Source organism: Vibrio sp. Vb1574 (assembly GCF_033338675.1).
Genome location: NZ_JAWOTC010000002.1, coordinates 248,244 through 270,864 on the forward strand (window position 1 = coordinate 248,244; position 22,621 = coordinate 270,864).

The 22,621-nt window shown below is 43.0% G+C and carries 23 protein-coding genes; 18 read left to right on the forward strand and 5 right to left on the reverse strand.

Going from position 1 to position 22,621, the window contains the following annotated elements:
• Window positions 1–20: 20 nt before the first annotated feature.
• Window positions 21–491, forward strand: a complete 471-nt coding sequence (nrdG, locus tag R7O12_RS02835; RefSeq protein WP_005376213.1) for an anaerobic ribonucleoside-triphosphate reductase-activating protein — start codon at window positions 21–23, stop codon at window positions 489–491.
• Window positions 492–575: 84 nt separating this feature from the next.
• Here nrdG and R7O12_RS02840 read toward each other — a convergent pair whose 3' ends face one another.
• Window positions 576–1,961 carry an MATE family efflux transporter gene (locus R7O12_RS02840; RefSeq protein ID WP_017634627.1) on the reverse strand — a complete coding sequence of 462 codons (1,386 nt, stop codon included), beginning with the start codon at window positions 1,959–1,961 and terminating at the stop codon, window positions 576–578.
• A gap of 120 nt (window positions 1,962–2,081) precedes the next feature.
• Between R7O12_RS02840 and R7O12_RS02845 the strand changes: the two genes are divergently transcribed.
• The 3 genes from R7O12_RS02845 (at window position 2,082) to R7O12_RS02855 (ending at window position 4,977) form a co-directional block, all read left to right on the forward strand.
• On the forward strand, window positions 2,082–2,939 hold the full coding sequence (locus R7O12_RS02845; RefSeq protein WP_017634626.1) for an AraC family transcriptional regulator: 858 nt from the start codon (window positions 2,082–2,084) through the stop codon (window positions 2,937–2,939).
• A gap of 155 nt (window positions 2,940–3,094) precedes the next feature.
• Window positions 3,095–4,282 (forward strand): aromatic amino acid transaminase, encoded by a 1,188-nt coding sequence (locus R7O12_RS02850; RefSeq protein WP_017634625.1) that lies wholly within the window; start codon window positions 3,095–3,097, stop codon window positions 4,280–4,282.
• Window positions 4,283–4,293: 11 nt separating this feature from the next.
• Window positions 4,294–4,977 carry an ATP-dependent zinc protease gene (locus R7O12_RS02855; protein WP_005388032.1) on the forward strand — a complete coding sequence of 228 codons (684 nt, stop codon included), beginning with the start codon at window positions 4,294–4,296 and terminating at the stop codon, window positions 4,975–4,977.
• A 123-nt stretch (window positions 4,978–5,100) separates the two neighbouring features.
• Here the strand turns inward: R7O12_RS02855 and R7O12_RS02860 are convergent, their stop codons facing one another.
• Both R7O12_RS02860 and R7O12_RS02865 read right to left on the reverse strand, forming a co-directional pair.
• Complete coding sequence (locus R7O12_RS02860; RefSeq protein ID WP_017634623.1) at window positions 5,101–5,637, reverse strand: hypothetical protein; 537 nt, start codon at window positions 5,635–5,637, stop codon at window positions 5,101–5,103.
• A 155-nt stretch (window positions 5,638–5,792) separates the two neighbouring features.
• Window positions 5,793–6,167 (reverse strand): YgiW/YdeI family stress tolerance OB fold protein, encoded by a 375-nt coding sequence (locus tag R7O12_RS02865; protein WP_005376220.1) that lies wholly within the window; start codon window positions 6,165–6,167, stop codon window positions 5,793–5,795.
• Between the two features lie 155 nt (window positions 6,168–6,322).
• On the opposite strand from R7O12_RS02865, the gene R7O12_RS02870 reads away from it, so the two are divergent.
• The 4 genes from R7O12_RS02870 to modC all read left to right on the forward strand — a co-directional run bounded on the left by R7O12_RS02870 (window position 6,323) and on the right by modC (window position 10,419).
• Window positions 6,323–7,774: a cobyric acid synthase gene (locus R7O12_RS02870; protein WP_193837698.1), complete on the forward strand. Its 1,452-nt coding sequence runs from the start codon at window positions 6,323–6,325 to the stop codon at window positions 7,772–7,774.
• A gap of 69 nt (window positions 7,775–7,843) precedes the next feature.
• Window positions 7,844–8,599: a molybdate ABC transporter substrate-binding protein gene (gene modA, locus R7O12_RS02875; RefSeq protein WP_065275320.1), complete on the forward strand. Its 756-nt coding sequence runs from the start codon at window positions 7,844–7,846 to the stop codon at window positions 8,597–8,599.
• Between the two features lie 27 nt (window positions 8,600–8,626).
• Window positions 8,627–9,316, forward strand: a complete 690-nt coding sequence (gene modB, locus R7O12_RS02880; protein ID WP_318125605.1) for a molybdate ABC transporter permease subunit — start codon at window positions 8,627–8,629, stop codon at window positions 9,314–9,316.
• Window positions 9,313–10,419, forward strand: coding sequence for a molybdenum ABC transporter ATP-binding protein ModC (gene modC / locus R7O12_RS02885; RefSeq protein ID WP_085569024.1), 1,107 nt, complete (start codon window positions 9,313–9,315; stop codon window positions 10,417–10,419). The genes modB and modC overlap by 4 nt, the downstream gene beginning before the upstream one ends.
• A 76-nt stretch (window positions 10,420–10,495) precedes the next feature.
• Here the strand turns inward: modC and R7O12_RS02890 are convergent, their stop codons facing one another.
• Window positions 10,496–10,933, reverse strand: coding sequence for a DUF3069 domain-containing protein (locus R7O12_RS02890; RefSeq protein ID WP_005376232.1), 438 nt, complete (start codon window positions 10,931–10,933; stop codon window positions 10,496–10,498).
• Between the two features lie 273 nt (window positions 10,934–11,206).
• Between R7O12_RS02890 and R7O12_RS02895 the strand changes: the two genes are divergently transcribed.
• Window positions 11,207–12,166, forward strand: a complete 960-nt coding sequence (locus tag R7O12_RS02895) for a diguanylate cyclase (protein ID WP_064369249.1) — start codon at window positions 11,207–11,209, stop codon at window positions 12,164–12,166.
• A 252-nt stretch (window positions 12,167–12,418) separates the two neighbouring features.
• On the opposite strand, the gene R7O12_RS02900 is transcribed toward R7O12_RS02895, so the two are convergent.
• Window positions 12,419–13,657, reverse strand: a complete 1,239-nt coding sequence (locus R7O12_RS02900; RefSeq protein WP_318125606.1) for a GGDEF domain-containing protein — start codon at window positions 13,655–13,657, stop codon at window positions 12,419–12,421.
• A 253-nt stretch (window positions 13,658–13,910) separates the two neighbouring features.
• Here R7O12_RS02900 and R7O12_RS02905 point away from each other — a divergent pair, with 253 nt between their 5' ends.
• The 9 genes from R7O12_RS02905 to R7O12_RS02945 all read left to right on the forward strand — a co-directional run bounded on the left by R7O12_RS02905 (window position 13,911) and on the right by R7O12_RS02945 (window position 22,498).
• The gene (locus R7O12_RS02905; protein WP_005376241.1) at window positions 13,911–14,279 is read left to right on the forward strand and encodes a late competence development ComFB family protein; all 369 of its coding nucleotides are present in this window, start codon (window positions 13,911–13,913) and stop codon (window positions 14,277–14,279) included.
• 41 nt (window positions 14,280–14,320) lie between these two features.
• Window positions 14,321–14,602: an HlyU family transcriptional regulator gene (locus R7O12_RS02910; RefSeq protein ID WP_005376244.1), complete on the forward strand. Its 282-nt coding sequence runs from the start codon at window positions 14,321–14,323 to the stop codon at window positions 14,600–14,602.
• Window positions 14,603–15,036: 434 nt separating this feature from the next.
• Window positions 15,037–16,593 carry a Re/Si-specific NAD(P)(+) transhydrogenase subunit alpha gene (locus R7O12_RS02915; protein WP_053307698.1) on the forward strand — a complete coding sequence of 519 codons (1,557 nt, stop codon included), beginning with the start codon at window positions 15,037–15,039 and terminating at the stop codon, window positions 16,591–16,593.
• Window positions 16,594–16,601: 8 nt separating this feature from the next.
• On the forward strand, window positions 16,602–17,978 hold the full coding sequence (gene pntB / locus R7O12_RS02920) for a Re/Si-specific NAD(P)(+) transhydrogenase subunit beta (RefSeq protein WP_005376248.1): 1,377 nt from the start codon (window positions 16,602–16,604) through the stop codon (window positions 17,976–17,978).
• 155 nt (window positions 17,979–18,133) lie between these two features.
• Entirely contained in the window at window positions 18,134–19,588 is a 1,455-nt protein-coding gene (vxrA, locus tag R7O12_RS02925) for a sensor histidine kinase VxrA (RefSeq protein ID WP_025767766.1), read from the forward strand.
• Entirely contained in the window at window positions 19,563–20,225 is a 663-nt protein-coding gene (vxrB, locus tag R7O12_RS02930) for a response regulator transcription factor VxrB (RefSeq protein WP_005376251.1), read from the forward strand. Before vxrA ends, vxrB begins: the two co-directional genes overlap by 26 nt.
• A 6-nt stretch (window positions 20,226–20,231) precedes the next feature.
• Window positions 20,232–21,113: a DUF2861 family protein gene (locus tag R7O12_RS02935; RefSeq protein ID WP_318125607.1), complete on the forward strand. Its 882-nt coding sequence runs from the start codon at window positions 20,232–20,234 to the stop codon at window positions 21,111–21,113.
• A gap of 60 nt (window positions 21,114–21,173) precedes the next feature.
• Complete coding sequence (locus tag R7O12_RS02940; protein ID WP_053349901.1) at window positions 21,174–22,295, forward strand: conjugal transfer protein TraF; 1,122 nt, start codon at window positions 21,174–21,176, stop codon at window positions 22,293–22,295.
• Between the two features lie 41 nt (window positions 22,296–22,336).
• The gene (locus R7O12_RS02945; RefSeq protein WP_005376257.1) at window positions 22,337–22,498 is read left to right on the forward strand and encodes a YoaH family protein; all 162 of its coding nucleotides are present in this window, start codon (window positions 22,337–22,339) and stop codon (window positions 22,496–22,498) included.
• Window positions 22,499–22,621 lie beyond the last annotated feature (123 nt).

Below are 22,621 nucleotides of genomic sequence, written 5' to 3' on the forward strand. Positions count from 1 at the left end.
CGATAACACAGAGACGCATTATGAATTACCACCAATACTATCCAATTGACGTTGTTAACGGACCGGGTACGCGCTGCACGCTGTTTGTGTCGGGTTGTGTGCATCAGTGCCGTGGCTGTTATAACCAGTCGACGCAACGTTTGGATTCTGGTGTACTTTTCACGCAAGAAGCGGAAGACAAAATCATCGCTGACTTAAACGACACGCGTATCAAACGCCGTGGCTTATCGTTGTCGGGTGGAGATCCGCTTCACCCTGCTAATGTGCCTCATATTTTGAAGATAGTGAAAAGGGTGAGAGAGGAGTGCCCAGGTAAAGACATTTGGGTTTGGACTGGCTACACGCTGACGGAACTGAATGACGCGCAAAGGGAAGTGGTGCAATACATCGATGTTTTGATTGATGGTAAGTTTGAACAAGACAAGAAAGACCTCAATCTCGAATGGCGTGGCAGTTCAAACCAAATCATTCATCGATTTACGGACATCTAATCAAGCATTCTCCGCACATAAAAAGGGCTCACGCGTGCATAACGGGTGAGCCCTTTTGGTGTGAGTTCGTTAATGTCTTTTTGGTTACGCTGTCACCGATTGGTCATCTTCAACCATATTATTTATCCAACGTTTAGATTGAATACGGTAAGTCGTCAGTACGCCTTTCACTAACTCTTCTGCGAGCAGAGACATCAAGACAAAATGCAAAGGCAGCCCTAACACCATGCCTGTGTAATAAGTCAGGGGGATGCCAATAGCCCACTGACCGAACGTGTCGATGAAAATGCTATAGCGAATATCAGCGCCACTCTTTAGTACGCCGCCAATCCCAACCATGTTAAACACCCTCAAAATCATACCTAGCGCCATGACTAAACATACGTTAAGTGCCATGTCTGCATCGGTTAACGGGCTCAGTACCAATAGGTGATGAATCATGGGCGAGCTCAACCACACTAGGAAAAACAGCAAGGTGGCTAAGATTGCGCTGGTTAACACATACCACCACGCCGTTTTCTCGACTCGGTCATAATGTTTTGCACCAATATCATTCCCAAGAAGAACGGATGCAGCGACCGCAAATCCCATAAAGGTTGAAATCAGTACCCCTTCAATCGGTGATAAGAATGAGATGATCGCCAGTTCTGAAACGCCCAATTGACCATAGATGATGCTGTAAACGATCAATCCACCAGTCCAAAGCGCATCGTGGACCAACATGGGTAAAGAAACCTTAAAGTACTTTTTTCGATACTGTTTTAAGCGGCCTTGTACCCAATCGAACTTAGTCGGAATTAGGTAAGCATATCGTTTGTAGAAAAAATAAATCAAGACGGCGGTTTGGAAAAATCGAGAAACAAAACTACCTACGGCTGCACCAAATACGCCCCATTGAGGGAAACCAAATAAACCAAAAATCAAAACATAATTAAGCGCGACGTTAACGACAATGGCGGAGATACTAACGTTGGTTGCCAGTTTGGTTTGGCCCACGGAGCGCAATACCGCTTCAATCGGTACTACTATCGCCGTAGCAATGAGGCTAAAGCCCGTAACCACAAGATAATCACGTGCATAAGTGACGTATTCAGGATCGTCTGACATAAAAGAGACGATCTCTTCATCAAAAATCGCATAAAGAACGATAAACGGCAGCGTCACCAAAATGGAAATAAACCAAGATTGCGCCAACGTTCTGCGAATTCCGGCTAGGTTTCCTGAGCCGTAGTATTGAGAAGCAAGTACGGTAACTGCACCGCATAGGCCAAAGACAACCGCTAAGTTGAAGAAAAAGATACGATTTCCAACTCCAACTGCTGCCGTTGCAGATTCACCGAGTAGGCTTACCATGAAAATATCCACGACGCCGAGCAAAGCAAAAAGCATGGACTGAAGTGAAACAGGTAGGCCAATCGTAATCAGTTTTTGCCAAAATACTTTATCGATGTATTCGCGTGTTAAGAGCATCGCATTTCTCCTTAAAGATTAATGCGAGTAGTTTATCCTCATGATTTGGCGGTGTATTTTTCAAAGGAATCCAAAACCTTTGTAAAACTCTCTACTAACGCACATGTGAGCCAATAAATCATGGAAGATAAACAAGAACGCTACGCGATTTCAGAAAAAACTTATCAAGAGTTTATTGATCACAGTCGAGTATTAGCACTTGAGGAGAGAGGCATTGTGCAGTGCGGCATTGCCACTTGTCGTGACTTCTTCTCTGTTTATCGTAAAAACCAAAAGAAACACATGCTGCTCTATACGGTGCGTGGTAAAGGGTGGCTAGAGAGTGGGACTTATCGATACGATTTGGAACCGGGCTCGTTGATTACAGTACCCGCAGGTGTTGAAAACGGTTTTGGTATAGAAGAAGAACCTTGGCAGATCGCGTGGCTTTTTCTTGCTCCTGATAGAGAGTGGCCGATATTAGAATGCGATGTTCGCTACCAGCTTTCATCTACACCTGAAGTGATGTATGCATGTATCCAAACACTACTACGCAGCATTCACCTTCCAATCGATTATGGTGGTGCGGTAGGTGAGCATAGTGTGGCTCAGTTAGAGCTGATGTTAAACATGCCGCCCTCAGAGTCGATATCACGCAGCCAATTGAGGCTTCGGCGTGTATTTGACCTTGTCCAACGTCAGCTCCATAAGGATTGGAGCGTTGAGCAGGTGGCGGCTCTATATCCATGTTCGGAGCCTCATTTGCATCGACTGACTCAAAAGCAGTTTGGTCGAAGCCCAATGGCACATTTAACGCGTATGCGCATGGAATATGCTGCTAGGTTACTTCGTTCAACAGAATGGCCAATTCAGCATATTGGAGAAATAGTCGGATATCCGACAAGCGCTAACTTTAGTACACGTTTTAAAGCGTGGTCGACCATGACACCAAGAGAGTTTAGAAAAAACGGTAGAGTGGATTGGTACGACAAGGAGTGAATCGTTCTTTTTCTGAACGATAGAGCGCACAAAACTCACCGTAAGCCAGAATTTTGTTCTCTAATTGATGAAATAAGTGAAAAATCATTTCGTCATTTTTTGCGATGGTGTTAACGTGAGGTTCGGTACTTGAATTTCAAAGGGTTATGACTTTCATGTTTTCTAATCTCCCAACTCCCGTATTAGATCCTATTTTATCTCTATCCGTTGCATACCGTAACGATGAACGTCCAAACAAGGTTGACCTTGGCATTGGCGTATACAAAAACAGCGCAGGCGAAACGCCGATTATGAAAGCCATTCAAATGGCGCAGGATGTCGTTGTTGAAACTCAAAAAACCAAGTCTTATGTTGGTCTTGCGGGTTGCGAAGAATTTAATAAAAGCATGATCGATTTGCTGCTGACGGGAACGTCTGCAATGGATCGTGTTGCAGCAATTCAAACGCCAGGTGCAAGTGGTGCGCTGCGTATGCTCGGTGATCTGATGAAGATCGCACAGCCAGATACGACGGTTTGGATTTCCAACCCAAGCTACGTAAACCACAAGCCAGTAATGGAAGCAGCAGGCCTTAAAGTTAAGTTCTACCACTATTTCTCTTCGGAAACGAAACAAGTAGACACCGCAAAAATGATGGATGATCTTGCGAAAGCTGGGCCTTCAGATGTGGTACTTCTTCATGGTTGTTGCCACAATCCAACTGGTGCGGATATTGACTTCTCTGCTTGGCAAGCCATTACAGAATTGTCGCAGAAGAACGGTTTCATCCCATTTGTGGACATTGCCTACCAAGGCTTCGGTGATGGCCTAGAAGAAGACGCAAAAGGTCTTCGTTTTATGGCAGATAACGTTGAAGAGATGTTGATTACTACTTCATGTTCGAAGAACTTTGGTCTGTACCGTGAACGAACTGGTGCAGCGATTGTGGTTGGTAAGAACATGCATGATGTAACCAATGCAAAAGGTAAACTCCTCACTCTAGCTCGCTCGACTTACACGATGCCACCCGACCATGGTGCAGCTTTAGTTAAGACCATTCTGCAAGATGACAATCTCACTTCCGTTTGGAAGCAAGAATTGAGTGAAATGCAACATCGTTTGGTTAGCCTTCGTCAAAGTTTGTGTAACGAGTTGAGAAACAACCATAATACAGATCAATTTGATTTCATTGAGGGTCACAAAGGCATGTTTACTGTGCTAGGCTTTAGTGGAAACCAAATGGCGCAACTGCGTGAAGATTATGGCATTTATGGTGTTGGCGATGGTCGAATTAACATTGCCGGACTTACCGAAACTCATATTCCATACGTAGCGGACGCAATTAAGAAAGTATCTCAAGCTTAATTGGAGTGTGGATGAAAAACTGGAAACTGATTCTGCCGCTTATGATGAGCGGCAGTTTAATTGCTTGTACGTCAACTCAAACGACGCAGGAACCTGTTGAGCCAGAGTCGCCAAAGGTCGAAGAGCCCGTTAAAGTCGAGCCAGAAGTGAAACCTGATGTAGATCCAAAGCCAGAGGTGGAGCCCAAACCAGAAGCGAAACCTGAGAAAAAGCCGGAACCAAAGCCTAAGAAGCCAGTCAAGGTCACAAAAACACCCGATGGCATGTTAATTCTTGGTTCTGAAGAATGGGTTTATGTTCCTGAAATTGACCAGACTTTCAAGGCTAGAGTCGATACAGGTGCGACAACATCATCAATTAGTGCGACTGACATTGTTCCGTTTGAGCGTGATGGTAAAGACTGGGTTAAATTTAAGATAGATTTAGGTGACAAAGACACCAAAGAATTTAAAGTACCCGTTGAGCGCTGGGCTAAAGTTAAGCAGTCTTCGTCAGAAGAGGTGGATAAACGAGCGGTGGTAAAAGCCTACATTACCGTTGGGGATCACAAAGAAAAGACAGAGTTTACGTTAGCGGATCGCGGACATATGACGTTTCCAATTTTGCTTGGTCGAAGCTTTTTTAGAGATATCGCCGTTGTAGATGTATCGAAAAAATATGTGCAAGATAAACCTAAAAAAACCGCTAAAAACTGATGTATTAAAGCTGGTTTCTGCTACAAGCTAATAATTCGTGATTAACAAAAAATGGCCTCCAAAATCGGAGGCTATTTTTATTGAATCATATGCTTGCTTGTGATGCCCTAGTAGTCATGTCCACTAAAATGCAAAACGAGCAGACATTACAATTTGCTGGCCATAGACACCATTATTTTTGAAATCTGCACCAAGCGATAGTTGCTGAGTTGAGTGGAATCGTGCGCCCAGATTGTAAATGGTGTTCGAATCGTCATTATCTATGATTTGGCCGATACGGCCATGTAGCTCAACATTTTGCATAAACCAAATACGAGTGCCAATATTCACTTCCGTGCGCCACTCGTCGCCCACTTTATCACTGCCGTTCTCCTTAATGTTGTGTACCAACATTTGGCCATAAATATCTGCAAATTGGCCTGCTGGCCCATTAAAGCCTATACCACCAGCAATGTCCCAGTCTCCGCTAAACTCACTGTCTGCGCGAGCAATGAAATGGGTATTCTCTGTAAAGTAGGTATTGAACTCGCCACCAAATGTACCAGGGCTAGTACCCATGCGAAATTCCATCGTGTTGTAGTTGAAATTATTTGCATGTGCGGAAAGTGGCAAAATAGCACACAAACCAAAGGCTGCAACCTTTAGAGCTTTACCTAGCATGGTGTCTCCGGGCAAGATGATTAAAATGAACAAAAAAATGGTCTGCAAAAAGCAGACCAAGATTGATAAAGCTATCATTTTAAGTGCTTGCCGTCACTATTTAGCTGTAATCGTCACTACATCATGTTGATATGCACAGCAATCGGGGTTTTGTTTTACATGACCACGAGTTGTTCGACTTCAATCTCTGGCTTATTTCCGCCTTCAAATTCGCCAAACAGACGGACTTTAGTCGTGTGATCAATCGGAGTATTTAGCTGAATATCGTCATCGAGTTCGACCATCACTTCACCGGAACCATCGCTAAAGACAAACTTATCCGCGCGAACTTGACGCAATAAGTTACCTTCAACGACCACATCTTTTTCAGTAAACATATTGGAGTCGTTTAGCAAGGCATCCAATTTTTCCACAGTGACAGGACCGTTAAACTGCAAGTTTGATTGGTTTTGAGCGTTATCTTTCGCGAACGCGATAGAAGGAGCAATAGCTAAGGCGGCGATTGTTGCGATAATTGTATTCTTTTTCATGTTACATCCTCATCGGTTTATTTTGATGGGGTCATTAAAGCAGGGCTTGTTTGAACCAATGATGATTTCAACATTCATATTCTATTCATTTGCTTGAGTAAGTGGGGACGATGACGTTATGATTGTTCATCTTCCTCTATTCCTTACAAATGTTCATGAAATCAGCGATCCCATCTTTAATGGTTCAAGGCACCACTTCGGATGCCGGGAAAAGTGTCCTTGTGGCAGGTTTATGCCGTGTATTAGCACGAAAAGGGATAAATGTTGCCCCATTTAAGCCACAAAACATGGCACTAAATAGTGCGGTAACCAAAGATGGCGGTGAAATAGGTCGAGCACAGGCCGTTCAGGCACAGGCGTGTAATATTGAGCCAACCGTACATATGAATCCGGTTTTAATTAAACCTAACAGTGATACAGGTGCTCAGATCATTTTGCAGGGTAAGGCGATTTCCAATATGGATGCGGCTGGCTTTCATGATTACAAGAAAGTGGCGATGGACACGGTGTTAGATTCCTTCTCTCGTCTGACTCAAGAATTTGATTCGATCATTATCGAGGGCGCGGGGAGTCCTGCTGAAATCAATTTACGAGAAGGCGATATTGCAAACATGGGTTTTGCTGAGGCCGCTGATGTACCAGTGATCATTGTTGCTGATATTGATCGTGGTGGAGTGTTTGCACATTTGTACGGAACACTTGCGTTACTTTCTGAATCTGAACAAGCGCGAGTAAAAGGATTTGTTATCAACCGTTTTCGAGGTGATATTCGTTTATTGCAATCGGGCCTCGATTGGCTAGAAGAAAAAACAGGTAAACCTGTACTTGGTGTACTTCCTTTTCTTCATGGTTTGAATTTAGAAGCAGAAGACGCGATCACTGCGCAGCAAGAGTTGCACTCTGAGGTAAAACTGAATGTTGTTGTGCCTGTTTTAACCCGGATTAGTAATCATACTGATTTTGATGTGCTGCGATTGAATCCAGATATCAATCTACGTTATGTAGGTAAAGGCGAAAAAATAGATAAAGCCGACCTTGTTATTTTGCCTGGGACCAAATCAGTGAGAGACGACTTAGAGTATCTAAGAAGCCAAGGGTGGGATAAAGATATCTTGCGTCATATTCGTCTTGGTGGAAAAGTGATTGGTATCTGTGGCGGCTACCAGATGCTTGGAAACTTGATTGATGATCCAAACGGCGTCGAAGGCCAACCAGGTCAAAGCGAAGGACTTGGCTTGCTTGATATCACTACGACGCTAACTAACAGCAAACAGCTTACAAACACACAAGCACAGCTTTCTCTTAACGGCAAAACAGCCAATGTAAAGGGTTATGAAATCCATGTAGGGCGAAGTGAAGTACGGGGCCTGCAACCTCTTACATTCAGTTCCGGTGAAGCGGAAGGGGCGATCAGCGAGTGTGGCCAAATCATGGGAACCTACCTTCACGGGTTCTTTGACGAGGCAGATGTCTTAAGCCTGGTATCAGAATGGGTAAACGGCACCCAAATCAAACAACAAGACTTTGAAGAGTTAAAGGAGCAAGGCATTAATCGCATCGCAGATGCGATAGAACAACATATGCGCCTTGATTTTTTGTTTAAATAGCACATTAACTGATTGAACTTTATATTCAAATAACCTGTTCTTTCGCTTGCCTTGTATTGGAGTATCTCTATGAAAGCATGGAAACAGCATGCTTGCCTTGCGGCAGTATTAAGCATTTCATTTTCAGCAAACGCAGCAACGAACCTAAAAGTGTATGCAGCCTCTTCTATGACGAATGCGATTAACGAGATCGCGCAAAACTTTGAAGAAAAGTATGACGTTTCTATCACTCCCGTTTATGGTGGTTCTTCTTCTATCGCTCGACAAATTATCAATGGCGCACCAGCGGATGTATTCATTTCTGCGAACACGAAATGGATGGATTATTTGGTCGATAAAGACGTCATTTATCGTGACAATGTCACAAATCTAGTGCGCAATAGCTTAGTGTTGATTGCTCCCCAGTCTTCAGAATTAACCTCATTTAACTTTTCTGATACAAAGGCATGGGAGAAGGCATTGCATGGAAATCGTCTTGCTTTAGGCAATCCGACGTCAGTACCTGCTGGTATGTACGCGAAAGAGTCATTGACTACACTGGGTGTATGGAAAGCGGTTCAAACTCACGTCGCACCAGCAAAGAATGTGCGCTTAGCTTTGGCGTTGGTTGAACGTGGAGAAGCGCCTTTAGGTGTGGTCTACAAAACCGATGCTCAGTTAACTGATAAAGTCAAAATTCTCGGCGAATTTGCGAGTGATACGCATGCGGCTATTGTTTACCCGGCTGCAATTGTGAATGATTCTACTGAGTCGGAGCAGTTCTTCCAGTACCTAAAATCGGACGAAGCCGCACGCGTTTTTGCTCAATATGGCTTTCAGCAATAAACCGGCCTTCAATTATAGGAACGAAGCGTGACAGAACTGGAATACCAAGCCTTAATGTTAAGCCTCAAAGTAGGCGCGTACGCAGTACTTTGGCTGATTCCTCTCGGCGTTTTTCTTGCTTGGCTACTTTCTCGAAAAACGTTCTTTGGTAAATCGATTCTCGATAGCTTAATTCATTTACCACTGGTATTGCCGCCAGTGGTAATCGGCTATTTATTGTTGATTTCTTTAGGACGACAAGGGTTCCTTGGAAAGTGGCTCCATGAAAACTTAGGGGTAGTATTTAGCTTTAATTGGAAAGGGGCAGTAGTCGCTTGTATTGTCGTGGCTTTGCCTTTGATGGTTCGTTCAGTACGCTTAAGCTTAGATAGCGTCGACCCTAAATTGGAGCACGCAGCCTCTACGTTAGGCGCTTCTCCTTTAAAAGTGTTTCTCACCGTCACGTTACCACTGACCATTCCCGGAATTATTACGGGCACGATGCTGTCATTTGCTCGTAGTCTTGGCGAATTCGGGGCGACGATCAGTTTCGTCTCTAACATTCCGGGTGAGACCCAAACGATTCCGCTGGCAATGTACAACTTTATTGAAACGCCAGGTGCAGAAATGCAGGCGGCTCGTCTGTGTATCATTTCTATCGCGTTAGCCTTGTCTACATTAATGATCTCTGAATGGCTAAATCGTAAAGCGGCAAGCAGATTGGGTGCGAAGCAATGACGATTAAAGTCCAATTTAAACAAATGCTTGGTGAGACTGACTTCGACATCAAACTTAAGTTACCCTGTAACGGAATTAGTGCCTTGTTTGGACGATCTGGTGCAGGTAAAACGACGTTGATTAACATCATCAGCGGATTGGTCACTCCAAGGCAAGGGTATGTTGCGGTTGGTGAGCATGTTTTGTTTGACAGTGAACAGGGAATCAACCTACCAACGCACAAGCGTGGTATTGGTTATGTGTTTCAGGATTCACGTCTGTTTCCTCACTATTCGGTTCAAGGCAATTTGTTATATGGCGTTAAAGAAAAAGATGACGAGTATTTTGATGCAGTCACCGAACTCTTGTCTATCAAACCGTTACTAAAGCGCTTTCCGGTATCACTTTCTGGTGGTGAAAAGCAACGTGTTGCGATTGCGCGCGCATTGCTATCTAAACCCAATTTGCTTTTGATGGATGAGCCACTTGCCTCACTCGATATGCCAAGAAAGCGTGAGGTAATGCCTTTTCTTGAGGAGTTGTCGGAGAAGGTAAATATCCCTATTATCTATGTCACACACAGTCTCCAGGAAATTTTAAGGCTTGCTCAGCACCTTGCAATTATTGACCAAGGTAAAATTTCGAGTTCAGGTAAGCTTGAGGAAGTGTGGGCTTCTCATGCTATGCGTCCATGGCAATCTTTCTCAGATCAAAGCAGCTTATTTGAAGGCCGGATTGCTGAACATCATGCACGTTATGCACTGACTTGTATCAGCCTTGCACCTAATGTATTCCTGTGGGTGCAAAAGATCGACGGAACACCAGACACGCCAATACGCTTGCAAGTGCGTGCCAACGACGTTTCTATCACGCTCGAGCAACCCAAGGCGACGTCGATTCGAAATATTTTGCCTGCTATTGTCGATTCCATCGAGGCGTTTAACGCAGCCGATGACAAGCAGAGTATTAATGTATCACTCAAGCTAGACGAGAAATGTTATTTGTGGGCAACGATCACACCGTGGGCCCTTGATGATCTCAACCTAAAAGTTGGTAGCCGTGTTTTTGCACAAATTAAAGGTGTCAGTGTGACACAAAAAGATATGGCACTAGCGCCTCATTAACCGTTTAGACTGATTTACGCTTCATGATCAAAAAAGGCCGCAAAGTGCGGCCTTTGTTACTAGAAGAATGTCGGAATTACTTCGCGAATACTTCTTTGAATTCACGCTTAAGAAGTGGGTCACGACGTGCTTTCTTAAGTTGCTTAACCATGTCTTTCACACAGTTGTGAAGCACATTATCAAGTAGTTGAGCACGGTATTCTTCTTTATCTTCATCTGTCATGTTTTCTGGCAGATTAAGAGTCGGAAACTCTTCCATCACATTAATACCAGCGAATGCTTGGCCTACAGAAACTAGAGCATGAAACTGTTCAAAGTTGTCTAGAATGTTCTGTGCACTTGCTGGCATTTCGTCCCATGATTCACGTACCGCTTCTTCAGACACTTCATGGATAGAGGTAACCATTTCGAACATTTGCTCTGGAACTTCGTCAAATTCGATAACTTTACGTAGCTCTGGAGAAATGCTGGCTAGATCGATTTTTTTGCTTTCGCTGTTAGTTGCTTCTGACATGGTGTGTCTCTCATTACAAAAAGGCGGGAATATTAATACCAAATGCATCAAATAGCTATACCCATTAATCCACAAGATGACCAAAGTGAATGAGTTTGTTGAACTTCTGCTCACAGGCCATGATTAGATAGGGTAACGTCCAGTCTAACTGCTTTATGCAATGGATTCCGTGATATTCAAACAAAAATATAGCACTTAATTATGAGTCGAATGCAACAACTCTATGAGTATGGTATATGTTTAATAAAGACATAATTAAAAATGGAACGCGTTATGCAACCGACAGGGACATCGATGCGAATCCTTCTGGTTGACGATGTTCAGCTAGACAGGATGCAGTTGGCTATTCGTCTAAAGCAACTTGGACATATTGTAAAAGCCGTAGGTAGTGGACTAGAGGCGTTAAATACCTACGAGAGTTTTGATCCGGAACTGGTGTTGCTCGATATATCAATGCCAGATATGAACGGTTTTGAAGTCTCTCTTCATATAAGAGAAACGTTTCCGGATTGGATCCCAATTATTTTCTTGAGTAGTCACGAAGAGCCAGAAATGATTGCTAAAGCCATAGATGCGGGCGGTGATGATTATTTAATTAAGCCGGTAGATAAACTGGTACTGAACTCTAAACTTATCGCAATGCAGCGTATTGCTCATATGAGACGAGAGCTTAAACAAGCGACAGCTCAATTAGAGCAAGTTAATCAACTTTTGACTCAACAAGCGAATGAAGATGGCCTAACCAAACTCTATAACCGCCGTTATATCGACCATAAGTTGGAATCGATGGTTGCATGGCATGGCCGTCACAACATGCCAATGGCTTTGATTCTATTGGACGTCGATTTTTTTAAACCGTTTAATGATAATTACGGTCATATTGAAGGCGATCGTTGCTTGCAAGCGATTGCGAATCAACTAAAGGCGACGTTTTGTCGCTCTGGGGAATATGTAGGTCGATATGGTGGAGAAGAGTTTGTCGTGTTGCTAGGGTGTACCGACACTCAAACAGCAGAAAGAGAAGCCGAGCGTATACAAGAGGCTATGTATTTTCTCGATTACCCACATGAGTATTCTAGTGTGTCAAATAGAGTGACGGTGTCACAGGGTGTTTTTGTTTTTCAACCGACAGGGAAAGAAGTGCAATCAGACTTGTATGCAACCGTTGATAAAGCGCTATATACCTCGAAGTCTTTGGGAAGAAACACACATACTATAGTTAATTCTTTTTAAAAACAAAACCTTATGAATGCCGCTCTTTTTGTTGCGTTGTCACTTTTTGGTGGTTAATTTTAAAGCTCACTCAAAGTAAGATAGGCAAACAGTGCGAACGGAATGTCGCAATCGGGCGTATACCTTATACCTTTGATTAGATAGATAACATCGGGATAGTGGCAACGATGAGTGCAGTTATTATGCTGATGGGGAAGTTCGGTTTTGTTGTAAACCCAGACAAGCTTGTTAACTTTCACGATTGGTGAGGGTCTAACGAAGCTTTATGCAGTTACGTCCGGCCTTTTTCGCTTTGTAAAGTGCTTCGTCCGCTGATTTAATGACGTCCAGAGGAGCTTGCCCATTCCGGCTATCAGCAACTCCGAAACTTGCGGTAACAAAAACCGACTTTCTTTTCGAACTGTTGCTACCACGACGTTTTTGTCCTTGTTTATGGTTCTCAGGGCGAGATTCTTCATCGCGTAATATCATCTCGTATTCTGCAATCGATTTGCGAGCTTCTTCCAAAAAGTTCTTACATTCGTCAGCGTATTTGCCTTTAAAAACGATGGTAAATTCTTCTCCGCCAAATCGATAAACTTTTGCGCCGCCTGGGGTTTTAGTGAGGCGCGAAGCGACCATTTTTAGAACGTCATCACCAGTATCGTGACCGTAGGTGTCGTTAAACTTTTTAAAATGGTCAACATCAAGCATTGCGATCGTGAACTTCTTACCCATGTGTTTTAGATCGAGATCAAGTGCACGTCTGCTCGGAATCAGCGTTAGGCTATCGGTGAAAGCCAGTTGATGGCTAGCGGAAGCGGCATAAATAATGATAAGCAGCCCTGTTAGCGTAAACATGGTGCTTGATATGTACTGCACATCAAAGAAAATGAACGTCGCAGACGCCAATACCATGGCAGAGTAGGTCATCGCATGGATAATTTCATTCTTCTTTAAAACAAGGATTCCAAGAAAACAGACAATACCCACGCAATATAAAACAAGAATTAAAGGCAGTTTAGAGACCGTAGGTACAATAAATAAAATACCGCTTGTCCATTGTTCAAACCCTCCTTCAACGTAATATGCTAGCGTTAGATAAGACCAAAGAACGAACATTGCTAACATCAAGATGTAAGTCAACATGGCTCTAGAGTCAAAACCTTCTTTACTAAACAAAAATACCGTAAGAAACGAGACAGGAAGTAACGTGGCTAAAATGGTTAGCTCAAGTAAAGCGGTACCACTTTGAAGCGGGACTTGTAGGCGGTGCTGTATCACGAAATAGGCTAGCAACACTGCCAAGCACACCATGGACTCTCTGCCTTGCTTAAATGAATAACAAAGGAGTAGCGCACAACCTAATAGTATGTACGGCAAGTTTGCGGCAATGCCCCAGTTTGCCTGAGTCATCTGAATAATGCTGTCCATGCCCGAACTCACTATGCCCAGTAGCAAAAAAGGGAATAAGAATCTGAAGCCTGATGAAGTCATTGACGATGAGGACATCTATTACAAACTGCCTGAAAATAGTTGACTATATAATTGGTTAGGTAAATCGTTTTATCAATATGGATATTTATCCGTTATTGAATTTCGAACTTTGAGAACTAGCAAGAATACGTCTATTTGTTCCTTTTCCCAAGTATTTTGGAAGACATTACGGCAAAAAGAGAGAGATTGATTAAATTAAGAGCAATCAATAAGTTGTTATAAACAAGTCGTTGCTATACTCATTTCATAGGAAAAAGGAGATTTACAGATGCAGATAAGCTCAGATGTGCACAACTACATGGAAACCTTAGTAGGCCAGGTTCTCAGTTTGCCCGAATTTTTAGAACAGTATGACAACGAACAGTTAGCCGATATTGCTTGCCTTGCGCTTATCCAGCTCAAGCCTGTCTATATCCGTCATGATATTGATTTTTTGTCTTCACTTCCTGAACAAAAATTAAGCCAGTTTAAGCAAAGCGCGGATATAGCGGTGAAAAACGCCGCAGAAATGGTGAAAGAAGACAGGCGTAAGAACCGAGAGTATGATGTGCCTGTAATTTTTTCCCATACTAGTTATGATGATGACAAAGAGTTGGATTGGTATGAAAAACCGATCCTTAACGTTAATATTAAGTAAGAGTCGCTCAGTTGACTAGTGAGCTGACCCAAGGAGGAATCGTGGGATTTTTTTCGCGTTTGTTTGGTGGTAGTGAGAAAACGGTTGAAGCCAAAAATATCGAACCAGTTGAATATAAAGGTTTCCTTATTTACCCAGAGAGCCTTTCAGAGGGCGGACAATATCGCATCGCTGGTCGAATAGAAAAGCATGACAATGATGAAGTGAAAACACATCGGTTTATTCGCTCCGATTTGCTTGGCTCAGAGCAAGATGCCAATGACCTTATGTTGAAGAAATCTCAAATGTTTATTGATCAAATGGGCGATAAAATCTTCGACTAGCAATTTACTGCAATTTGATTCCAGTCATCTTAAAAAGAGCCATTAGTGTATATGCTAGTGGCTCTTTCTTTTTAACGCTTAAATCTCTGTTAAGTCAGTATTTAATCGTTACCTGGTTAGACCTCAGTCTAGTACGGTGTTGCGTTGTTATTTTTCGTGCACAGAGCGACAATCATTCATTACTTAGCGTTATATGTAATGAAATTTAGTATTTAAATTACAAAACACTTGAAGTAATGAGACGCGTTCGATACAAACAGAATAATAACAGGGCTGTTAGTCAAGGTGTTATTGTGCAAATGGGTGTCCCCAAACATCATCTTTCGTTTGCAATTGTCTTGCGTGGTAAACAGATAGAAATAAAAAAGAATTAGAGTAGAGCGACGCTCTGTTTTGGGACTAATTTATTGATATGTATACAAGGAGTATGCGTTTTGCAAATCGGTGTACCTAAAGAGATACTCGCGGGTGAATCGCGAGTGGCTGCATCGCCGAAGTCGGTTGAGCAGTTAATAAAATTGGGATTCGATGTCGCGATTGAATCCCAAGCGGGGGTGCTAGCGAGTTTCGATGATGCCGCTTATGAAGCAGCTGGTGCGAAAATCGTTTCTAGTGAAGAAGTTTGGGCATCTGGCCTTATTTTAAAAGTTAATGCGCCAATTGTGGATGATGAGCAAGGCATTGACGAAATTGCGTTACTGCAAGATGGAACAACACTGGTTAGCTTTATTTGGCCGGCTCAAAATGCTGAGTTGATGGAACAACTTTCAAGTAAGAACATTAACGTTCTTGCCATGGATTCCGTTCCTCGTATCTCACGTGCACAAGCCTTAGACGCGCTATCTTCGATGGCTAATATCGCTGGTTATCGTGCAGTGGTTGAGGCAGCTCATGAGTTTGGTCGTTTCTTTACAGGTCAAATTACGGCTGCCGGTAAAGTACCTCCAGCGAAAGTATTGGTTGCGGGTGCTGGCGTCGCTGGCTTGGCGGCTATCGGTGCTGCAGGTAGCTTAGGTGCTATTGTCCGTGCGTTTGACGTTCGCCCAGAAGTAAAAGAGCAAGTTGAATCGATGGGCGCTGAGTTCCTGACCGTTGACTTTCAAGAAGAGTCAGGCTCTGGGGATGGCTACGCAAAAGAAATGTCTGATGACTTCAACAAAAAAGCGGCAGAGTTATACGCAGAGCAAGCTAAAGATGTTGATATCATTATTACGACCGCGCTCATCCCTGGTAAACCTGCGCCGAAGTTGATCACCAAAGAAATGGTCGACAGCATGAAAGCGGGCAGTGTAATTGTCGACTTGGCAGCTGCTAATGGCGGTAACTGTGAATATACAGTGAAAGACCAAGTTATCATGACGGATAACGGCGTAAAAATTGTTGGTTACACTGACATGGTTGGTCGTTTGCCAACACAATCTTCTCAGCTTTACGCGACAAACCTTGTTAACCTTCTAAAACTGCTGTGTAAAGAGAAAGATGGCAACATCAATATTGATTTTGAAGATGTTGTTATCCGTGGCGTTACCGTGGTGAAAGAAGGTGAAGTTACTTGGCCAGCGCCACCAATTCAGGTTTCAGCTCAGCCGCAAGTGAAACAAGAACAGCCTGTGAAGCCAGAGCCTAAAGTAGAAGAACCTACGTCTCCAACGAAGAAAATTATTGGTGTGGCAGCGGCTGTTGGAGCCTTTGCATGGGTAGCATCGGTTGCTCCGGCAGCGTTTCTTTCTCACTTTACTGTATTTGTTCTAGCGTGTGTTGTCGGATACTACGTAGTATGGAATGTTACCCATGCACTTCATACTCCACTAATGTCAGTAACGAATGCTATCTCTGGCATTATTGTCGTTGGTGCATTACTGCAAATTGGACAAGGTAATGGCGTCGTTTCATTCCTATCTTTTATTGCCGTATTGATCGCGAGTATCAATATCTTCGGTGGTTTCACCGTCACCAAGCGTATGCTTGAAATGTTCCGCAAAGATAAATAGGAGTCACAATGTCTGCAGGATTAGTACAAGCAGCTTACATTGTTGCTGCATTATTTTTCATCATGAGTTTGGCGGGACTTTCAAAGCAAGAGTCTGCTCGTAATGGTAACTACTACGGTATCGCTGGTATGACGATCGCGCTGATAGCGACGATCTTTAGCCCAGATGCGCAAGGTTTTGGTTGGATCATTATCGCGATGGCGATAGGTGGTGCGATCGGTATTTTCTATGCGAAGAAAGTAGAAATGACCGAGATGCCAGAACTGGTTGCGATTCTACACAGCTTTGTAGGTTTAGCTGCGGTTTTAGTTGGCTACAACAGTTACCTAGATGCGCCAGAAGCAGCAACACATGCTGAGCATGTTATCCACCTTGTAGAAGTATTCTTGGGTGTGTTCATCGGTGCCGTAACTTTCACCGGTTCAATTGTCGCATTTGGTAAGCTGCGTGGTGTGATTTCTTCGTCGCCACTTAACCTGCCTCATAAGCACAAAATGAACCTCGCAGCGGTTGTTATTTCTACGCTTCTTATGATCTACTTCGTAAAAGCAGATGGCAGCATGTTCGCTCTTATTGTGATGACTTTGATCGCGTTCGCATTCGGCTACCATTTAGTCGCTTCAATCGGTGGTGCTGATATGCCAGTTGTTGTCTCTATGTTGAACTCATACTCAGGTTGGGCAGCAGCGGCAGCAGGTTTCATGCTCGCAAATGATCTATTGATAGTAACAGGTGCTTTGGTAGGTTCATCAGGTGCGATTCTTTCTTACATCATGTGTAAAGCAATGAACCGTTCGTTTATCAGTGTTATTGCCGGTGGTTTTGGTCAAGAGATAGTGATTTCAGGTGACGAAGAGCAGGGCGAATATCGTGAAACAACGGCTGAAGAAGTTGCAGAGATGTTGAAGAACTCAAAATCAGTAATCATCACTCCAGGATATGGCATGGCAGTAGCTCAGGCACAATACCCTGTTCATGAAATTACTGATGTACTTCGTTCACAAGGTATTGAAGTTCGCTTTGGGATTCACCCAGTAGCGGGTCGTCTACCGGGGCATATGAATGTGTTACTCGCTGAAGCAAAAGTACCGTATGATATCGTTCTTGAAATGGATGAAATCAATGATGACTTTGCAGAAACCGATACCGTATTGGTTATCGGTGCTAACGATACGGTCAACCCAGCCGCACTGGAAGATCCGAACAGCCCAATCGCTGGTATGCCCGTATTGGAGGTATGGAACGCGAAAAACGTAGTGGTATTCAAGCGCTCAATGAATACTGGTTACGCAGGAGTACAGAACCCACTGTTCTTCAAAGAAAATACATCAATGCTATTTGGTGATGCGAAAGAAAGTGTTGAGTCTATTTTTAAAGCACTTTAACCATTCTTGATTTAAAACTATACAGGGTCAGCAATCGCTGGCCCTTTTTTGTTCCGTTTCAATGTTATAGTAATGCAAATCCTTCTGTTAGCAGATGTCAATTGCTTGTAGATTGATGTATAGTTTTGGCTAATGTAACAAGTGACGGTAACAGTTTGATTAAAAAGTTTTTGCTCGGTTTTGCAACTGTATTGCCGCTTTTTTCGGCACCTGCATTTTCCGATTCACTACCAGAAAGAATAGATACGTTTACAGAGCTATTTAACTATGAAGTAGCTCTTAAGTCGTACGATATTCGTATTCTGCAATCAAATTATCCTACCAAGTTACTTGCGCCAGATTCGCTTCTGCCGCAAACGTCTGACTATCCGTTAAAAGATATCCAACAGCTTTACAGCTTGGCGAATACTTGTCGTGGCAAATTACCATTAAGTCCTTTAATTACTGAGCCTTTAGTATTTACAAGAGCGATTTGTAAAGGGACGCAGCTGACACCTCGTTGGTTCTCGCGTAGTGGTCTCATTCACCCTGGTGGTGGGACGTACGCGGCACGTTATGTGGATAAGTATCCAGAACTCAAACCCAAACTATCTCAGTACATGCATATAAAAGAGCGTGATAACGAGGAAGGGGATGAGTTGCTAGAAAGCTTGAAAAACATGGATGACGACGCCATTAATGCTTTGATTGCAGGCGCGAGCATGTTTATTGAAGGTAACGAACTTTGGCTAAGACGTGGTGACCGTTACTTTGTTTTCGAGAAAGATATCTGGCAAGAGAACGTAGCGAATGCGGGTCTGTCATACGCTCTAGCCTCTCAAAGCAAAAGTTGCTTTGTTAAACGAGGCAATATTTGTTGGGATGTAGAAGATCACTCGCAAGTTTTGCGGATCAGTATGATCATACTGGTAATCGCCAATATTCTTTTGGTGATTGGTTGGGCGGTGTACCGTTGGAATAGCAAGCGAGAAGAACTACGTAGTAGAATGCTCGTGTTGCAAATTTTAACGCATGAGCTCAGAACACCGATTGCATCTCTGTCACTAACGGTTGAAGGCTTTCGTCGAGAGTTCGAGCATTTGCCTGAAAGTGTGTATGACGAATTCCGCAGATTGTGTGAAGATACGCGCCGCCTGCGTCAATTGGCAGAAGCAAGTAAAGATTATTTGCAATCTGATAACCAAATGCTTGCAACAGACTGGGTACCATCCGTTGCAGATTGGTTAGAATTTAAGATCGAAGAAGAATTTGATAGTGCCGTGCTTTTTAACATCAATGAAGATGTGGCTGCTAAAGTTAATGTGTACTGGTTAGGAACTTGTATCGATAACTTGCTTCGTAATGCGCTTAAGTACGGTGTCGCACCGGTTGAATTGGATGTCTCAACTAGTGAAGAAAAAATAGTATTCCAAGTCCGAGATGCAGGAGGCCTAACGGCTAAAGATTGGGCAAATTTGAAGAAACCGTTCGTAAGTAAGAGCGGGTTAGGACTTGGATTAACAATCGTTGAATCTATGGTAGGCCGCATGGGCGGAAAAATGTCCTTAATGGGACCACCTACAACTTTTATATTGGAGATACCTTGTGAAACAGACACTGCTTCTCGTTGAGGACGATAAAAACTTGGCTGACGGCCTGTTAGTAAGCCTGGAACAAGCAGGATATGAGTGTTTACATGTGGAGCGTATTGCAGACGTAGAGCCACAATGGAAAAAAGCTGACTTGGTAATTCTCGATCGCCAACTCCCAGATGGTGACTCTGTACAATGTCTCCCAGAATGGAAACAGATTAAAGACGTACCAGTTATCTTGTTAACGGCACTTGTTACCGTAAAAGATAAAGTTGCAGGCCTTGATTCCGGCGCGAACGACTACTTAACAAAGCCTTTTGCTGAGGCGGAGCTTTTTGCGAGAATCCGTGCACAGCTACGAGCACCGGATTCAGCAGAACAAAGCAACGCTGATAAAGTGATTACAAAAGACTTAGAGATTGACCGCTCGACTCGTGAAGTGACTTATAAAGACGAGCTAATTACGCTTACTCGAACAGAGTTTGATTTGCTGCTTTTTTTGGCGTCAAACTTAGGTCGCGTGTTTACTCGTGATGAGCTACTTGACCACGTTTGGGGTTACAATCACTTCCCGACAACACGTACGGTTGATACACATGTACTACAGCTTCGTCAAAAACTGCCAGGACTGGAAATTGAAACACTTCGTGGTGTTGGCTACAAGATGAAAGCATAAGTCGTAATGAAAATACTACTCCCTGTAGTTCTCTCATTAGCGTTAGTGAAACCAGTCCATGCAATGGACTGGTTTCAAACTAACACGCCTTTAACACAGGCACATCAACACTTACTTGAAGATGATCTTGCGGGTATGTTCAACTCTCTTGTTGAACTCTGGCAAACGGAACCAAGTAAAGATTTGACTCCTCACCTTAATGATCTTCTTGGTCAGTCATTATCTAAAAACTGTGGCAAGGCTCTCACTGGTGTAACGCTGCCTGATTGGATAAGTGGTGTGAACGTTATTCGTCAGACTATTCAAAGCCCTGGGCGAGATACATTTAGATTGGTAATCAAGCTAAGAGCTACAACTGACATCGAAAATATTTCATTTAATCGATGGGTGGATGATTCTATATCCGCGGACAGTTCATTCAGCTATGAACAACAGCCGAGCGGGACAGAACTTGCCAACGAGCGTAGCTACTCGAAACGCTATAACTTAACAGGTAAACTTGAAGCTGGTTTATATCACTTAACCGTTGTTTCTACTGATAAACAAGAGTATCGAACTTGGGTAATACTTGGAGATTCAAACTCTTCTCAATATGTTCGTTGGACATCTAAAGAGAATTGGAAAGTAGAAAAGAGCGCACTTCGTAATCCCCATTGTCCATTACCGCAACTTGAAGTCGGTTTGTATGACTACATTGATGGCCAGTACGAGCAAATGTGGAAAAAGACTTACGAGTCTAACTATCCAAATTCATTGGAGCTAGCGGCTGTCCCAAACGATAGATACGTATTGGCGGTAAGTATCAATAGTCGCCGTTGGCAGGGCGATATAATTGTTGAGCAGGCTCAAACTATTAGCCGAACCTATGATCTTTCCCAGGAAGAATAGTTAAAGAAATACTACTTGTGCCGATAAAGGTTCAGGACGAACTAAAATCATAAGTGTAGTATGAAAAACAAATATAAAATTCTTGCCACTTCTGTTGCTACTATTCTTTTCGCTAATGCTGCTTCTGCTGCTACTTATGCGATAGAGGCTCGTAGTGATGCAATGGGGGGCGTTGGTACCGTATCAGCAACTTATCTAACTGCGCCTTTTTTCAACCCCGCTCTTACTGCGATTTATCGCCGAAATGACGATGCAGGAATGATCGTGCCAAGTTTTGGTGGCAGCTACGATGATCAATATGATCTAGTTGATGAAATCGAACGCATCAGCAAATTGACAGACGTCGATGAAATCAAAAAATCGATGGATGCTATCGATGGGAAAAAGACAGACTTTGATCTTGGTGGTGTCGTTGCCATTGGTATCCCCAACAAATTCTTATCTGCAACTGCATACGGTAAGCTATACACTGAATCATTCGTACAACCAAATGTTGATACCTCAGGTACTAATCCATTAGATGATAGCTATGTACAAGGTGTTTCTATTGGCGTGGCTGAAGCTGGTATTTCACTTGCTAAATACACTAATTTCATGAACCAACACCTTTCTTTTGGTGTTACTCCTAAACTTCAGCGTATATACACATACTCATACGCCACGAGTTTTCAGAATTTTGATACTAAAGACTTACGTGAAAATGAGACCGCGGAAACGATGTTTAACTTAGACGCAGGCGCACTTTGGTTCTTTGGCCCATATCGTCTCGGTATTTCAGCGAAAAATTTGATCGGAAGAGACGTTAAAACAAAATCATTCCAATATGGCAGCGATACGATAAAATCATACGAATATAGCATGCGTCCTGTATACACCGTTGGGGCAGGGATTGTTGCCGATTACTTTACGATGAGTGTTGACTACGATCTTAACGAAGAAAAACGTTTTTCATCCTTTGATGATAATACGCAAATGATTCGAGCTGGTATTGAATTTGATATTTTGCGTCAAATGGCATTACGAGCAGGGTATATGAAGAACTTAGCTCGAAGTAAGGACGAAGGAACCATTACTGCTGGTATCGGGTTGTCTCCACTTAAGTTGTTCGAATTGGATATCGCAGCTCAGTACACAAACGAGAACGCTATGGGTGCATCCATTAATTTCCTTGCTACCTATTAATTGAATCGTTATAGTCAGCTCCTCAAAATGAGGAGCTTTTTATGTTTGACGATTTACCCCCTCTATCTCACCAAGAGCAACAACAAGCTGTAGAGAGAATTCAAGAATTGATGGCGAAGGGCACAAGTACTGCAGAAGCTATCAAAATTGTTGCCGAACGGATTCGTTCTGAGTACGCAGAAAAACAACAGCAACAAAACTAATCAATTCATGGACAGGGCATACGCCCTGTTTTTTTTGCCTTTCTATTTTCAATTCCTTTACATTCCCAAACACCACCCTAGTTACGCTGTAACTACAATTTACTAAACCTATATGATTTTAAT

What these genes read in the sequence shown, in the direction of transcription:
- nrdG (WP_005376213.1), top strand. Translation starts at nt 21, where the DNA reads ATGAATTACCACCAATACTATCCAATTGACGTTGTTAACGGACCGGGT.
- R7O12_RS02840 (WP_017634627.1), bottom strand. Translation starts at nt 1,961, where the DNA reads ATGCTCTTAACACGCGAATACATCGATAAAGTATTTTGGCAAAAACTG.
- R7O12_RS02845 (WP_017634626.1), top strand. Translation starts at nt 2,082, where the DNA reads ATGGAAGATAAACAAGAACGCTACGCGATTTCAGAAAAAACTTATCAA.
- R7O12_RS02850 (WP_017634625.1), top strand. Translation starts at nt 3,095, where the DNA reads ATGTTTTCTAATCTCCCAACTCCCGTATTAGATCCTATTTTATCTCTA.
- R7O12_RS02855 (WP_005388032.1), top strand. Translation starts at nt 4,294, where the DNA reads ATGAAAAACTGGAAACTGATTCTGCCGCTTATGATGAGCGGCAGTTTA.
- R7O12_RS02860 (WP_017634623.1), bottom strand. Translation starts at nt 5,637, where the DNA reads ATGCTAGGTAAAGCTCTAAAGGTTGCAGCCTTTGGTTTGTGTGCTATT.
- R7O12_RS02865 (WP_005376220.1), bottom strand. Translation starts at nt 6,167, where the DNA reads ATGAAAAAGAATACAATTATCGCAACAATCGCCGCCTTAGCTATTGCT.
- R7O12_RS02870 (WP_193837698.1), top strand. Translation starts at nt 6,323, where the DNA reads ATGAAATCAGCGATCCCATCTTTAATGGTTCAAGGCACCACTTCGGAT.
- modA (WP_065275320.1), top strand. Translation starts at nt 7,844, where the DNA reads ATGAAAGCATGGAAACAGCATGCTTGCCTTGCGGCAGTATTAAGCATT.
- modC (WP_085569024.1), top strand. Translation starts at nt 9,313, where the DNA reads ATGACGATTAAAGTCCAATTTAAACAAATGCTTGGTGAGACTGACTTC.
- R7O12_RS02890 (WP_005376232.1), bottom strand. Translation starts at nt 10,933, where the DNA reads ATGTCAGAAGCAACTAACAGCGAAAGCAAAAAAATCGATCTAGCCAGC.
- R7O12_RS02895 (WP_064369249.1), top strand. Translation starts at nt 11,207, where the DNA reads ATGCAACCGACAGGGACATCGATGCGAATCCTTCTGGTTGACGATGTT.
- R7O12_RS02900 (WP_318125606.1), bottom strand. Translation starts at nt 13,657, where the DNA reads ATGTCCTCATCGTCAATGACTTCATCAGGCTTCAGATTCTTATTCCCT.
- R7O12_RS02905 (WP_005376241.1), top strand. Translation starts at nt 13,911, where the DNA reads ATGCAGATAAGCTCAGATGTGCACAACTACATGGAAACCTTAGTAGGC.
- pntB (WP_005376248.1), top strand. Translation starts at nt 16,602, where the DNA reads ATGTCTGCAGGATTAGTACAAGCAGCTTACATTGTTGCTGCATTATTT.
- R7O12_RS02935 (WP_318125607.1), top strand. Translation starts at nt 20,232, where the DNA reads ATGAAAATACTACTCCCTGTAGTTCTCTCATTAGCGTTAGTGAAACCA.
- R7O12_RS02940 (WP_053349901.1), top strand. Translation starts at nt 21,174, where the DNA reads ATGAAAAACAAATATAAAATTCTTGCCACTTCTGTTGCTACTATTCTT.
- R7O12_RS02945 (WP_005376257.1), top strand. Translation starts at nt 22,337, where the DNA reads ATGTTTGACGATTTACCCCCTCTATCTCACCAAGAGCAACAACAAGCT.